Here is a 14359-nt window from a genome sequence, read left to right as displayed (position 1 = left end):
AGAAGTTACAACGTGTTGGCGGGCCGCCTAAGCGCCGCCGGGCCATGCGGTGCCGGATGCGGCAAAAGTTCCTCCCCACAACGCCCTTGCTTCGTGAGGCGGCTATCGGTATAGAATTGACGTAAACGTAAAGGTGCAGACTGCGCCGTTTGCGATTTGTTTGTTGAAACCACGAGTGGAAGCACGCCCCCGCTTCCACTCAGGCGACGCAAGGTGCGGGACCGCGACGCCACCAGATGGGGAAGCCAGTGACCATGAAACTTGTTTCGCCCGGCGAAGCCGCGGCCAATACCAATAACATGTCTGATAAAGCCGGCGAGGATCTTGTCCGCATCGGCGAAATGGCCAAGAAATACGGAGTTACGCTGCGCACGCTGCGTTTCTACGAGGACAAGGGCCTTCTCAATCCGCAGCGCGACGGCTCGACCCGTCTCTACACGCGCCGCGACAAGGCCCGGCTGAAACTGATCCTGCTCGGCCGCAAGGTCGGATTTTCGCTGCGTGACGTCAAGCAGATGATGGATCTGTATGACCCGACAGGCTCCAACACCAAGCAGTTGCGACTGGCGCTCGACAAGTCGGAGAAGCAGCTTGCCCGTCTGCAGAAGCAGCGGGCGCTGATCGACGACGCCATCAACGAGTTGAGCAACTCGATGGCGGCGGTCCGTCAGATGCTAAGCGAACGTGCGGCGCCGCAGGCCAGCGTCGCCGGATAATTCGATCTCGCCGGCTTCCGGTGACCGGGCTTCTGACGAATGAGAGCCGTGTGGCCTTGGCCGCGCGGCTCTTTCTGTCTTCCGGCTGCGTCGGGATGACTGCATTTCAATTTGTTCCGCACTGGCTTCAACGGTGTAGCGCCGCTACGCTCACGGGTGAGGCTTCGGGAAAATTTGTCGCATCAAAAAATTGACGTTTACGCAAACGTCAACTTTTGCTATCCCCGACCTGAACATTGGTCCGCATGCTGTCCCTGACTTCATCTTGGGGCTTGATTTCGGGGCCAAGGCCGCATGGTGGAGGAAAACGCATGCCGATCTACAGGGCGCCGGTCCAGGACACACTGTTTGTGCTGAACGAGGTACTGGGCTACCAACGCTATTCGAACCTTCCCGGATTTTCCGACGCGACGTCGGATGTGGTCGAGGCCATCCTCGCCGAGGGCGCCAAGCTCGCCGAAAACGTCATGCAGCCGCTGAACCGCGTCGGTGACATGGAAGGTTGCGCGCGCCATGACGATGGCTCAGTGAGGACGCCGAAAGGCTTCAAGGAGGCCTTCGACCAGTATCGCGATGGCGGCTGGATGGGACTGGCCGCACCCGTCGAATTTGGCGGCCAGGGTCTGCCTTACGCGGTGCATACCGCTGTTTCCGAATACATGGTTTCGGCCAACATGTCGCTGATGATGTATCCCGGCCTGACGCAGGGCGCGATCGCGGCGATTATTACTCACGGCACCGACGAGCAGAAGGCGATCTGGCTGCCGAAGCTGGTCGAGGGCGCCTGGACAGGCACCATGAACCTGACCGAGCCGCATTGCGGCACCGATCTCGGCCTGCTGCGCACTAAGGCGGTTCCCAATGGCGACGGCACCTACAGGATCTCAGGCCAGAAGATATTCATATCGGCCGGCGAGCACGACATGTCGGACAACATCGTCCACCTCGTGCTGGCCCGCATCGAGGGCGCACCGGAAGGCGTGAAGGGCATTTCGCTGTTCATCGTGCCGAAGCTCAAGCTCGATGCATCAGGCAATCCTAGCGAGAAGAATACCGTGTCCTGCGGCTCGATCGAGGAGAAGATGGGCATCCATGGCAATTCGACCTGCGTCATGAACTATGACGAGGCGCAAGGCACGCTGCTCGGCGAGGCCAATGGCGGGCTGAAGGCCATGTTCACGATGATGAACGAAGCCCGGCTCGGCGTCGGCCTGCAAGGGCTGTCTCTGTCGGAGGTCGCCTACCAGAACGCTGTGTCCTATGCCAAGGATCGCCTGCAGGGTCGCTCGTTGTCCGGGCCGAAGGCGCCGGACAAGAAAGCCGATCCGATCATCGTCCATCCCGACATCCGCCGCAGCCTGATGACCATGAAGGCCTTCAACGAGGCCGGCCGCGCGCTGGCGCTGTGGACGGCGATCAAGTCGGACATCGCTCACCGTGCCAGTGACGACAAGGACCGCCAGGCTGCCGACGACTACACCGGCCTGATGACACCGGTGGTCAAGGGCGTGCTCACCGACAAGGGTTTCGACCACGCGGTGATGGCGCAGCAAGTGTTCGGCGGCCACGGCTACATCGAAGAGCACGGCATGAGCCAGTTCGTGCGCGATGCTCGCATCGCCATGATCTACGAAGGCGCCAACGGCATCCAGGCACTCGACCTCGTCGGCCGCAAGCTGGCCTTGAATGGCGGCCGCGCCGTGCAGGCCTTCTTCAAGGAGGTCGGCGAATTCTGCGAGGAGAACCGCACCGACGAGAAGATGGCGCCTTTCACCAAGGCGCTGAAGAAGGGCCTCAACGATCTGCAGGCGGCGACGATGTGGCTGATGCAGAACAGCATGGCCAAGCCCGACAACGCCGGCGCCGCCTCAACCGACTACATGCATCTCTTCGGCCTTGTGGCGCTGGGCTACATGTGGGCGCAGATGGCCAAGGCAGCCGGGGCGAAATTGGCGAGTGGCGCCAATGGGCCTTCGACCTTCTACGACAGCAAGCTTGTGACGGCGCGCTTCTTCATGGAGCGGATCATGCCGGAAACGTCGGCACACCTCGCCCGCATCTCCAGCGGCGCCGAGACATTGATGGCACTGCCAGCGGAAGCGTTCTAAGCTCGACAGCGTCGGTACAGCCGGCCTTAACCTGTCGATACACGGAGGAAAATCGTGGCGATAAATCCTGCCGAAGTGCTTGCTTTGCCCAAACCCGCCTGGGCGGCGGATGAGGTCGGCATGCTCTACGACATGGCGCACCGCTTCATGTCGGAAGAGATCGCGCCGCGCTATGACCAGTTCGAGATGAACGAGATGGTCGACCGCGAGTGCTGGCTAAAGGCGGGGGCGGCCGGTCTGCTCTGTGCCTCGATGCCGGAGGAATATGGCGGCTCGGGCGGGACATTCGCGCATGAGAGCGCCATCATCGAGGCGATCGGCCACGTCGGCGTCGACGGTTTCGGCATCGGCCTGCACAATTCGATTGTCGCCCCTTATATCCTCCATTATGGCTCGGAGGAGCAGAAGAAGAGATGGCTGCCGAAACTGGCGACCGGCGAGCTGATCGGCGCCATCGCCATGACCGAGCCCGGCGCCGGCTCCGACCTGCAGGGCGTCAAGACGCGAGCCGAGAAGGACGGCAACCAGTACAAGGTCAACGGCTCGAAGACCTTCATCACCAACGGCCAGCTCGCCAATTTCATCATAGTCGTCACCAAGACCGATCCGGAGAAGGGCGCCAAGGGCACTTCGCTGATCGTCGTCGAGACCGACGAGGTGGAAGGGTTCGAGCGCGGCCGCAACCTCGACAAGATCGGGCTCAAGGCCAACGACACGTCGGAACTGTTCTTCAACGATATGCGCGTGCCGACCTCCAATCTGCTCGGCCACGAGGAAGGCCAGGGCTTCGTCCAGCTGATGCAGCAATTGCCGCAGGAGCGGCTGCAGATCGGCACCGGCGCCATCGCCATGATCGAGCGGGCGCTGGCGTTGACCATCGACTACGTCAAGGAGCGCAAAGCCTTCGGCAAGGCGATTATCGAATTCCAGAATACCCAGTTCAAGCTCGCCGAACTGAAGACCGAAGCAACCATCGGCCGGGTCTTCTACAACGACTGCGTCGCCCGCCATGTCAATGGTGGCCTCGACCCGGTGACGGCCTCGATGGCCAAATACTGGCTGTCCGACCTGCAGGGAAAAGTCGTCGACGAGTGCCTTCAATTGCATGGCGGCTATGGCTACATGAATGAGTATCCGATCGCCCGCATGTTCCGCGACGCCCGCGTCCAGCGCATCTACGGCGGCACCAACGAGATCATGAAATTGCTGATCGGGCGGAGCCTTTAGGAGGTCGCATGTCGAAGCATTTTGCTGAGCTTCGCTGGAAGCCGGGAGCAGGGGAGGATTTCCTCTCCGGCCGGTATTCCCGCGTCCATGAACTTCATTTTGATGGCGGCGCGGCCGTCTCCGCTTCCGCATCGCCGACGATCGTGGCGGCACCTTTCAGCGATGCAAAAAGCGTTGATCCGGAAGAACTGTTCGTCGCTTCGCTTTCTTCTTGCCACATGCTCTGGTTCCTGGACCTCGCAAAACGCGCTAAGGTCAGTGTCCGATCTTATCACGATGAAGCCGAAGGCCTGATGGCCAAGAATGCTGAAGGGCGCACGGCCATCACACATGTAACCCTTCGTCCGCTCGTCGAATGCGACGCGGACGTAGCTACAATCGAGAGCATTCACCACAAGGCGCATGACGCCTGTTTCATCGCCAATTCGGTGCGGACCGAAGTGGTGGTCGAACCCCGATTCTAGATCACAGGAGATCACCAATGGCCGAAGCTTATGTCTATGACGCAGTGCGAACGCCGCGCGGCAGGGGCAAGAAGGATGGCTCGCTGCACGAGGTGCCGGCGGTGCGGCTCGGCGCCAAGGTGCTTGAGGCGATCCGCGACCGCAATGGGCTGGATACCGGCACCGTCGACGACATTATCTTCGGTTGCGTCGACCCGGTCGGCGAGGCGGGTTCTGTCATTCCGCGTGCCGCCGCCTTCGAGGCAGGTTACGACACGAAAGCGCCCGGCATGCAGATCTCGCGTTTCTGCGCCTCTGGCCTGGACGCCATCAATTTCGGCGCGGCCAAGATCGCGCAAGGCGCCGACGAGATCGTCATCGCCGGCGGCGTCGAATCGATGTCGCGCGTCGGCATGGGCGCATCCGGCGGCGCCTGGTTCATGGATCCTTCGGTCGGCCTGCCGGCCTGGTTTGTGCCGCAAGGCATCTCGGCCGATCTGATCGCCACGAAATACGGCTTTTCGCGCGACGACGTCGACGCCTATGCGGTCGAGAGCCAGAAGCGCGCCGCCAAAGCCTGGGGCGAACGCCGCTTCAAGAATTCGGTGATCTCGATCAAGGATCAGAACGGCCTGACCATCCTCGACCACGACGAGCACATGCGGCCTTCGACCGATATGCAGTCGCTGGCCGCACTCAACCCGTCCTTCGTCATGCCCGGCGAAATGGGCGGCTTCGATGCCGTCGCGGTGCAGAAGCATCCCGAGGTGGAGGAGGTCAATCACGTCCACCACGCCGGCAATTCGTCCGGCATCGTCGATGGCGCGGCGGCCGTTCTGCTCGGCTCCAAGAAGGCTGGAAAGTCGCTCGGCCTGAAGCCGCGCGCGCGCATCCGAGCATTCGCCAATATCGGCTCGGAACCGGTGCTGATGCTGACCGGTCCAGTCGACGTGACCGAGAAGCTGCTGAAGCGCGCCAGGATGAAGCTGTCGGACATCGACCTATTCGAGCTCAACGAGGCGTTCGCCTCGGTGGTGCTGCGCTACATGCAGGCTTTCGACATTTCGCACGATAGGATCAACGTCAATGGCGGCGCCATCGCCATGGGCCATCCGCTCGGCGCCACAGGTGCGATGATCTTCGGAACGGTGCTGGACGAACTGGAGCGCCGCGACCTGAACACCGCGCTGGTGACGCTCTGCATCGGCGCCGGCATGGGCACCGCAACGATCATCGAACGCGTCTGACCGGGAGAAAGACGATGAGCTACACCAACTTCACCCTCGACATCGACGCTGACGGCATCGCGCTGGTCACCTGGGATATGCCTGGCCGCTCGATGAACGTCTTCACCGAAGAAGCGATGCTGGAACTGAACGCCATCGTCGACAAGGTGGCGAGCGACGCGGCGATAAAGGGGGCGGTGATCACCTCCGGCAAGGATAGTTTCTCTGGCGGCGCCGACATCACCATGCTGCAGAAGATGTTGGCGACCTTCGCCGCCGACAAAGCCAAGGACCTGGACAAGGCGACCAAGGCGCTGTTCGAGAATGCCGGCTATATGACCGGCCTGTTCCGCAAACTGGAAACCTCTGGCAAGCCGTGGGTGTCGGCGATCAACGGAACCTGCATGGGCGGCGCATTCGAGTTGTCGCTCGCTTGCCATGGCCGTGTCGCGGCCGATTCCGACAAGGTCAAGATGGCGCTCCCCGAAGTGAAGATCGGCATCTTCCCGGGCGCCGGCGGCACCCAGCGCGTGCCGCGGCTGACCGACCAGCAGCAGGCGCTGCAGATGCTGACCTCCGGCCAGACGCTGTCGCCGCAGAAGGCCAAGTCGATGGGCCTGATCCACGAGATCGCCGAGCCGCAGAAGCTGGTCGAGACCGCCAAGGCCATGATCAGAAATGGCCTGAAACCGGTGGCGCCGTGGGACGAGAAGGGCTTCAAGCTACCCGGCGGCCCGGTCTATTCGGTGGCCGGCGCCAATCTGTGGCCTCCGGCAATCGCCATCCTGCGTCGCGAGACCCATGGCAACTACCCTGCCGCCGCCGCCATCTTGAAATGCGTCTATGAAGGCCTGCTGGTGCCGTTCGACATCGCCTTGCGCATCGAGCAGCGTTATTTCACCGAGATCATGCAGACCAGGGAAGCAGCGGCGATGATCCGCTCGCTGTTCGTCTCGCTGCAGGAACTGAACAAGGGTGCACGCCGCCCGGCCGGCGTGCCGGAAACCAAGTTCAAGAAGATCGGCGTGCTCGGCGCCGGCTTCATGGGCGCCGGCATCGCCTATGTTACGGCCAAGGCCGGCATTCCGGTGGTGCTGCTCGACCGCGACATGGAAGCTGCCGCCAAGGGCAAGGCGCATTCGGACGGCCTGATCTCGGATCAGGTCAGGAAGGGCCGCGCCAAGCCAGAGGACAAGGACAGGCTGCTGTCGCTGATCACGCCGACGGCAGACTATGCCGACCTCGCAGGCTGCGACCTGGTGGTCGAGGCGGTGTTCGAGGATTCGGGCGTCAAGAAGGACGCCACCGAAAAGGCGGAGGCCATGCTGAAGCCGTCGGCGGTCTTCGCGTCGAACACGTCCACCATCCCGATCACGTCGCTGGCGAAGAATTCGGCGCGGCCGAAGAATTTCATCGGCATCCATTTCTTCTCGCCGGTCGACAAGATGATGCTGGTCGAGATCATTTTGGGCAAGAAGACGGGCGACAAGGCGCTGGCCGCCGCGATCGACTTCGTCCGCGCCATCAAGAAGACGCCGATCGTCGTCAACGACACGCGCGGCTTCTACGTCAACCGCTGCGTGCTGCGCTACATGTCGGAAGCCTACAAGATGCTGATCGAGGGCGTTCCGGCGCCGATCATCGAGAATGCGGCGAAGGCCGCCGGCATGCCGGTCGGTCCTTTGGCGCTCACGGACGAAACGGCGATCGACCTCGCGCAGAAGATCATGAAGCAGACCATGCGCGATCTCGGCGAAAACGCGGTCGACCCGAAGCAGATGGCGCTGATCAACACGCTGGTCGATACGCATGGTCGCTTTGGCCGCAAGAACGGCAAGGGTTTTTACGACTATCCGCAAAAGCCTGCCAAGAAGAAGTTGTGGCCGGGCCTGAAGGATCTCTATCCGCAGTTGGCGCCGGAAAAGGTCGACTATGAGGAACTGAAGCAGCGGCTCCTGGTCACCATCGCGCTAGAGGCGGCGCGGGTGATGGAGGAGGGCATCGTCACCGATCCGCGCGAAGCCGATGTCGGCTCGATCCTCGCCTTCGGCTTCGCGCCCTTTACCGGCGGCGTGCTGTCCTACATCGACGGCATCGGCTCAAAGAAATTCGTCAAGATCGCCAAGGGCCTGCAAAAGAAGTACGGCGCCGAGTTCAAGGCGCCGAAGCTCCTGCTCAACATGGCGGAGAAGGGCGAGACTTTCTACGAACGCTTCGATCCCTATGCCAGGAGCGAAGCCAAGAAGGCGGCGTGACGCCGCCTTCGGTGGTGGACAAAATCACGGCCACCGGTTAGAACGGAGAAGGTATTTTTTCCTGTTCTGAAGGAGAGCAAAAGTGCTCTCGCATGACCGCGTATGGGCCGCCATCGATGCTCTCGCCGAGCGCTATTCGCTCTCGGCCTCCGGGCTGGCGAAGCGAGCGGGCCTTGATTCGACTGCCTTCAACAAGTCGAAGCGGCTGTCCTCGGACGGGCGGCCGCGCTGGCCGTCGACCGAATCGCTGGCCAAGATCATCGAGGCGACGGGCGCCTCGCTCGACGAATTCACGGGACTGGTCGAAGGCCGCGGCAAGCCCGTTCCCGGATCTTTGCCCCCACAGAGGTCTTCGGTGCCGCTGCTCGGCTTCGCCCAGGCCGGTGCCGGCGGCTTCTTCGATGATGCCGGTTTTCCGGCGGGGCAGGGCTGGGACCTGATCGAGCTTCCGGCACAGGCGACCGAAACCTCCTATGCGCTGCAGGTCCAGGGCGATTCCATGCTGCCGCTCTACCGCAATGGCGATGTGCTGATCGTCGAGCCGGGCGCTGCCACCCGCAAGGGCGACCGGGTCGTCGTCAAGACCAATGCCGGCGAGGTCATGGCCAAGGTGCTGGACCGTCAGTCGTCGAAGTCGATCATGCTGGTCTCGCTCAATCCCGATCACCCGGACCGCGACATCCCTATGCGCGATGTCGAATGGGTGGCGCGGATTGTCTGGGCAAGCCAGTAGGGGCCGCCAGTGCGTCCGCTTCATGCAGCTGCTGCGGTGTTGACGATCTTGGTAATGGGGGCCGCGATCGGCGCCGGCGGCCGCGCCGTGCTGCATGACGAAAACGGCCGTGTCGCGGCTCGAGCGCAGGCCGGCATGGCGGCGCAATCCGACGCGCCTGCCACCGCCGCGATCCCGCGCCCCAAAGCGGCGAGGCCGGAGGCGCATTCCAGGGCCATCGATCCCGAGGTCGTCGCGCCGCCGCCGCTTCAGCCCGAAGAGCTTGAACGGGTCGAGCCGCGCGCGCCGCTGAGTGACCTAGCGCTGGCCAAACCGCCCAAATTGAAAATGCCCGACGACTGGAACGGGACAAAACTGTTCCAGCCGGTTGCGCCGGCCGCCGGTATGATCGAGGCCAAGGGCTACTCGGTCGCGATTTCGGGTATCGACATCGTCAGGCAGGACGAGACTTGCGCCGATGGCGGCAAGTCCTGGACGTGCGGCAGCCGGGCGCGAACGGCGTTCCGTGCTTTCCTACGCGGCCGGGCGGTGGTTTGCGCGGTGCCGCCCGAAGGCGGCCGCGACCTGATCGCCGCCGAATGCCGCGTTGGCAACCAGGATGTCGGTCAGTGGTTGATCGAAAACGGCTGGGCGCGCGCAGCCGAGGGTGGCCCTTACGTCGAGGCCGGCGAGAAGGCGCGTACGGCGATGAAGGGCATTTTCGGGCCGGCGCCCAGTCTCGCCGGCCTGCCTCCGGCACCAGCACCTGTCGCGGCAGCGCAGCCGACGCAGCTGATTCTCGATCCGTCGGCGACGGCTACGCCGCCAACCGAGACGACGGCTACGCCGCCAGCTGACCAGCCAGCGCCTTCTGAATGAGCGCGCGGGTTTCTGCGATGCCGTAGAGCGCGGCGAAGGAACCGAAGCGTGGGCCGCGCTCCTGTCCGATCAGCACCTGGTAGATCATCTGGAAAAAGGCGACAGAGACGCCCGGCCCGCCCTCCGGGCTCTGCTTCGAATGGTCCTGATAGCGTTCAATCTTGCGCGCGACGTTTAGGGCTACATTCTGGATCACCTCGCCATTGGCATCTGGCGGCAACGCGGCGAGCGCCTCGGACAGTTTCGTCAGCGCCTCGCGCTCGACCGCGTCGGCGGCCCGGTACACCTTGGCCGGCTTCACGAAATCGTCGAAATAGCGGATCGCATATTCGGCCAGCCGGTCGAGCTCGGGATGGGTCCTCGGCGTCACGCCCGATGTGTGGCGCGAAATGAACCCCCACAGCACGTCCTTGTTCTGGGCGTTCGAGGCGCTGACCAGATTGAGCATCAGCGCGAACGACACCGGCAGGTCGACGACAGGCGGGTTACCGTCATGCATGTGCCAGACGGGATTTCCCAGCCGCTCCTTCCACTCCTGCCGGCGATAGGCGGACAAAAAGGCGTAATACTCGTCCACCGCCTTCGGAATGACGTCGAAATAGAGCTTCTTTGCCTGCCGCGGCCGCTGGTACATGTAGAGTTCGAGGCTTTCGGTCGGCGCGTAGGTCAGCCACTCGTCTATGGTCAGTCCGTTGCCCTTCGACTTCGAAATCTTCTGGCCGTTCTCGTCCAGGAACAGCTCGTAGACGAAATGCTCCGGCGCGCGCCCGCCCAGGATATTGCAGATACGGTCGTAGATCACCGCATTCGTCTGGTGGTCTTTGCCGAACATTTCGAAATCGACGCCGAGCGCCGCCCAGCGCATGCCGAAATCCGGCTTCCATTGCAGCTTCACCCTGCCGCGGGTTATGGGCAGCGTGGTTTCGGTGCCGTCATCATCGAAGGTGATAGTGCCGGCCTTGGCGTCGATACGCTTCATGGGGACGTAAAGCACGCGGCCACTTTTGGGGGAAATCGGCAAAAACGGACTGTAGGTCGCCTGACGCTCCACTCCGAGCGTCGGCAGCATCACGTCCATAATCTTATCGAAACGTTCGGCAGCGCGCAGCAGAACGTCGTCGAAACGGCCAGCCTTGTAGTATTCCGTCGCGCTGGCGAACTCGTAGTCGAAGCCGAACGTGTCCAGGAAACGGCAAAGCATTGCGTTGTTGTGGTCTGCGAAGCTCGCATAGTCGCCGCCGAAAGGGTTGGGGACGGACGAGAGCGGCTTGTGCAGGTGCGGCTCGAGTGCGGCGCGATCAGGGACGTTGTCCGGAATCTTCCGCATGCCGTCCATGTCGTCGGAAAAGCACAATATTTTGGTCTTGATCGCGTCCCGGGTGAGGACGCGGAAGGCATGGCGCACCATCGAGGTGCGTGCGACCTCGCCGAAAGTACCGATGTGCGGCAGCCCCGACGGACCGTAGCCGGTCTCAAACAGAACGGTCTCGGGAAAATCAGTGTCTTTGTAGCGCTCGACGATCTTTCTGGCTTCTTCGAACGGCCACGCCTTGCTTTCAGCCGCTGCCGCAAGCACCTCGGGATTGAGATCGACGATATTTGATCCCGCCATGTCACTGTTTTCCAAATCGTTCGCCGGCATCACCGCAAAAGGGGCCGGAAGAGGTTTTCAACCGGTCTCTAGGCGTGCCTGCCGTGGGCGTCAACGATCGCGGCTCTTTTTCCTTGCGGCGTCGGTGCCGCGTTCCTAACTTCGGAGCCCGTTTGAGGAGTTTTTAAATGTCTTTGCCGCCGCATGAAGCCCTGATCTATCTGATGGTCATCACCTCCGCGTCCGATCGCGACATGACCGATGTCGAACTGGCGCGGATCGGCGACGTCGTCCGCTCATGGCCGGTGTTCGAGGATTTCGACCACGACCGGCTGGTCGGCGTCGCCCAGGACTGCCAAAAGATGCTGCACGAAAAGGACGGGCTGGAAGGCGTTTTGGCGCGGGTCGCTGAAGCACTGCCCGAACGCCTGCTTGATACCGCCTATGCCGCAGCCTTCGAGGTTGCGGCCGTCGACCTCGAAATGCGTTTGGAGGAGGTGAGGGTGCTGCAGCTTATCCGTCGCCAACTCGATCTCGACACGCTCACCGTCGCCGCCATCGCCCGTGCCGCCAAGGCCCGCCTGCGTACGCTGAACTGATCCAGGCCCTGAGGGATCAGAAGAAGCTGACCGGAAAATAGCGCAGGTAGAATTCGGCGAAGGTCCCTTTCACCGAAATCTCCTGCAGCGCGTAGTCGAACGCAGCGGCCAGCGCCGGATCGTTGGCCCTGGTGGCGATGGCCATGCCCGAGCCCAGATATTCTGGCGCCAGATACGGGCCGCCGGCAAAGCGGCAGCAAGCTGCCGCATCCGACCCCCCCAGCCAGAAGGCGAAGCGCATGCCGTCGCCGAAGGCGGCGTCGACCTTGCCAGCCTTGAGGTCATCGTAGAGCTCTTCCGGCCGGTCGAAGGGGACGACCTGAACGGTGCCGAAATAATCGCGCAGCATCCGCTCATGCGCGGACCCGGCGACCACGCCGACGCGCTTGCCGCGCAGTCTGTCGAAGATCGGTTCCGTGAGCGCCTTTGTCTTCGGCATGATGAAGCGCGCCGGAAACTGCAGGTAGGAACGTGAGAAGGCATATTTCGACCGCGACTCCGGTGTGGCGGCGATGCCGGCAATGATCGCTTCACCTTCGCCCTTCTGCAGCGCTCCTTCGAGCTCGGCCCAAGGCAGCGCCTGGATCTGGCATTTTTCCGCGATGCCGAGTTCGGCGCAGATGGCGCGCGCCAGATCGACGTGGAAGCCGGACAAGCGACCCGCTCCGTCGAGGAAGTTGAACGGCGGGAAATCGGTGGTGGTCAGGAATCTCAGACGCGGCAGCGCGGAAAGGTCAGGCTTCGGCAGCCGCTCCTTGGCATCCCACAGCACCGGCACTTGCGGCTCCGCGGCTCGCGCTCCCGCGAGCCACTGTGGTCCCGTCATTGCCAGCATCAAGACGATGGTTGTCCACCGAATTGCCACGATCGAGCTCCGCCCTGTCCTGTCCAATGTGGCTTTTGGTACGAAAATGCCACAGGCACAACGGTTTTTGATTTCATCACGCCGATTTAGGGTTATGCTTCAGCGAGCTTGCAAACATGTGGGGCGTCGGCTGGAGGGTAGCCGCAAGGCGCTGCAAACAGAGAGGAGCAGGTTTGTAATCCGGGGTCGATGGCAAAGTGCGGGTCAAGCACTAGACCGTTGATCTCAACGCGGAAGGCAACATGGGGTAGATGTTGCAATGGGCCACTTCGATCGCACACTGGAATTCATAGATCAGCTGCAGCACGCCAATACGGCGGCTGCGGTCTGCGAAAAACTGCTTGGCATAACCTCGGAGTTCGGTCTGACGGCACTTATGGCCGGGACGGTTCCGCAACCGGGCACGCCAAGAGGCCAGCAAAAGGACCATGTGCTGCTTTGCGAGTGGCCGGGAGAATGGCTGGAGCGCTATGTGGCGCGCAACTATGTCGACCACGACCCCGTCGTCAGCCACATGAAGCAGCTTCAGGCGCCGTTCCAGTGGCGGGAGGCGTCTCAGGGCATCCGCATCGACAAGAGCAGCGGCGAAGTGATGGGCGACGCCGGCGAATTCAAGCTGCGCGACGGATTGGCCTTCCCGCTGATCACGCTCGATGGCCAGATCGTCATGGTGTCGCTGGGCGGCGAGGCCGTCGAATTGTCGGGCGCCGAGTTTGGGCTGGTGTCGCTGGTGGCGACCTATGCGATTGGCCGCGCCATGCAGATCCACACGATGGCGGCCAAGACCATCGACCACGTCGAACTGACGCCGCGTGAGCGCGAATGCATGCAATGGGCCGCCGTCGGCAAGTCCGAATGGGAGATCTCACAGATTCTCGGCATTTCGGAACACACGTCAGAGAAACACCTTCTTAACGCCAAAAGCAAACTCGGTGCCGTCAACCGGGTACAGGCGGTCGCGGAAGCGATAAGGCGCGGCTATATTAGCTAGCTCGGCCGTGCCGGCCTAGAAATTCTTGCATACGTGATCGCGTAATTTTCTCGGGACAGCCCGGCCGTATCTTCCTATTGAACCTAGGAGACGGCAGATGCTTTTTTCCCTTACCACACAGGAACTTATGGAACGTCCCGACCTTTGGGAGGCCGTTCATCGTTTACGCTACAAGATTTTCGTCGAGGAGATGGGGTGGACAGATCTGCAGCGCCCCGATGGCCTTGAGATCGATCAGTTCGACCATGATGAGGCGGTGCATCAGCTCGTCATCCGCAATGGCGAACTCGCCGGTTATCAGCGGATGTTGCCGACAACGCGGGCGCATCTTCTGACCGAGGTGCTGGCGGACCTCTATGAAGGGACGCCGCCATCCGGGCCGAACGTGTGGGAACTGACCCGCTATGCGGTGGCGCCGGGCTTTCGTGACGGCAAGCGCGGCGTCTCGACGGTCGGCACCGAGCTCATTGCCGGCTTCGTCGAGTGGGGGCTGAAGCGGAACGTCAACCAGGTGATCATCGAGTTCGAGCCGATGTGGGTTCTGCGGGCGCTGCAGTTGCACTTCCTGGCGAAGCCGCTTGGCTACCAGCGCACCTATGGCAACCAGCAGGTCGTCGCGACGCTGCTCACCTTCAACGAGCATACGCTTGAGGTGGTGCGCTCGCGTCGCAGTCATTTCGCGCCGGTGCTGGCCAGGGGTTATCCCGACAGGCTCGGAATGAGGCAGGCCTCGTGAGAATTGGAGAC

Annotated in this window: 13 protein-coding genes; 11 read left to right on the top strand and 2 right to left on the bottom strand. The window is 62.3% G+C overall.

Translation table 11 applies throughout. The annotated features are described in order from the left end of the window. Nucleotides 1-254 precede the first annotated feature (254 nt). The 8 genes from EN807_RS00465 to EN807_RS00430 all read left to right on the top strand — a co-directional run bounded on the left by EN807_RS00465 (nucleotide 255) and on the right by EN807_RS00430 (nucleotide 9566). Complete coding sequence (locus EN807_RS00465; protein ID WP_127211562.1) at nucleotides 255-716, top strand: MerR family DNA-binding transcriptional regulator; 462 nt, start codon at nucleotides 255-257, stop codon at nucleotides 714-716. Nucleotides 717-1027: 311 nt separating this feature from the next. After that, entirely contained in the window at nucleotides 1028-2824 is a 1797-nt protein-coding gene (locus tag EN807_RS00460) for an acyl-CoA dehydrogenase (protein ID WP_135933466.1), read from the top strand. Nucleotides 2825-2878: 54 nt separating this feature from the next. Further along, the gene (locus EN807_RS00455) at nucleotides 2879-4051 is read left to right on the top strand and encodes an acyl-CoA dehydrogenase family protein (RefSeq protein ID WP_135933465.1); all 1173 of its coding nucleotides are present in this window, start codon (nucleotides 2879-2881) and stop codon (nucleotides 4049-4051) included. A gap of 8 nt (nucleotides 4052-4059) precedes the next feature. Then, nucleotides 4060-4515, top strand: coding sequence for an OsmC family protein (locus EN807_RS00450; RefSeq protein WP_135933464.1), 456 nt, complete (start codon nucleotides 4060-4062; stop codon nucleotides 4513-4515). A 17-nt stretch (nucleotides 4516-4532) separates the two neighbouring features. Continuing rightward, complete coding sequence (locus tag EN807_RS00445) at nucleotides 4533-5741, top strand: acetyl-CoA C-acetyltransferase (protein ID WP_135933463.1); 1209 nt, start codon at nucleotides 4533-4535, stop codon at nucleotides 5739-5741. 14 nt (nucleotides 5742-5755) lie between these two features. Further along, entirely contained in the window at nucleotides 5756-7975 is a 2220-nt protein-coding gene (locus EN807_RS00440; RefSeq protein WP_135933462.1) for a 3-hydroxyacyl-CoA dehydrogenase NAD-binding domain-containing protein, read from the top strand. 82 nt (nucleotides 7976-8057) lie between these two features. Next, nucleotides 8058-8708 (top strand): helix-turn-helix transcriptional regulator, encoded by a 651-nt coding sequence (locus EN807_RS00435; RefSeq protein ID WP_127209416.1) that lies wholly within the window; start codon nucleotides 8058-8060, stop codon nucleotides 8706-8708. A 9-nt stretch (nucleotides 8709-8717) separates the two neighbouring features. Next, on the top strand, nucleotides 8718-9566 hold the full coding sequence (locus EN807_RS00430) for a thermonuclease family protein (RefSeq protein ID WP_135933461.1): 849 nt from the start codon (nucleotides 8718-8720) through the stop codon (nucleotides 9564-9566). Here the strand turns inward: EN807_RS00430 and EN807_RS00425 are convergent. Next, nucleotides 9529-11178: a lysine--tRNA ligase gene (locus tag EN807_RS00425; RefSeq protein ID WP_135933460.1), complete on the bottom strand. Its 1650-nt coding sequence runs from the start codon at nucleotides 11176-11178 to the stop codon at nucleotides 9529-9531. The genes EN807_RS00430 and EN807_RS00425 overlap by 38 nt on opposite strands. Nucleotides 11179-11345: 167 nt before the next feature. Between EN807_RS00425 and EN807_RS00420 the strand changes: the two genes are divergently transcribed. Next, nucleotides 11346-11756, top strand: a complete 411-nt coding sequence (locus EN807_RS00420; protein ID WP_189522312.1) for a tellurite resistance TerB family protein — start codon at nucleotides 11346-11348, stop codon at nucleotides 11754-11756. A gap of 16 nt (nucleotides 11757-11772) precedes the next feature. Here the strand turns inward: EN807_RS00420 and EN807_RS00415 are convergent, their stop codons facing one another. After that, nucleotides 11773-12591, bottom strand: coding sequence for a transporter substrate-binding domain-containing protein (locus EN807_RS00415; protein ID WP_135935735.1), 819 nt, complete (start codon nucleotides 12589-12591; stop codon nucleotides 11773-11775). A 289-nt stretch (nucleotides 12592-12880) separates the two neighbouring features. Between EN807_RS00415 and EN807_RS00410 the strand changes: the two genes are divergently transcribed. Both EN807_RS00410 and EN807_RS00405 read left to right on the top strand, forming a co-directional pair. After that, entirely contained in the window at nucleotides 12881-13612 is a 732-nt protein-coding gene (locus EN807_RS00410; RefSeq protein WP_095517049.1) for a LuxR family transcriptional regulator, read from the top strand. 97 nt (nucleotides 13613-13709) lie between these two features. Then, on the top strand, nucleotides 13710-14348 hold the full coding sequence (locus EN807_RS00405) for an acyl-homoserine-lactone synthase (RefSeq protein WP_077377404.1): 639 nt from the start codon (nucleotides 13710-13712) through the stop codon (nucleotides 14346-14348). The last annotated feature ends 11 nt before the right edge of the window (nucleotides 14349-14359 follow it).

This window comes from Mesorhizobium sp. M5C.F.Ca.ET.164.01.1.1 (genome assembly GCF_004792125.1).
Lineage (GTDB): Bacteria > Pseudomonadota > Alphaproteobacteria > Rhizobiales > Rhizobiaceae > Mesorhizobium > Mesorhizobium wenxiniae.
Note: the sequence above shows the minus strand (reverse complement) of the source record. Positions and strands in the feature narration are given on the sequence as shown.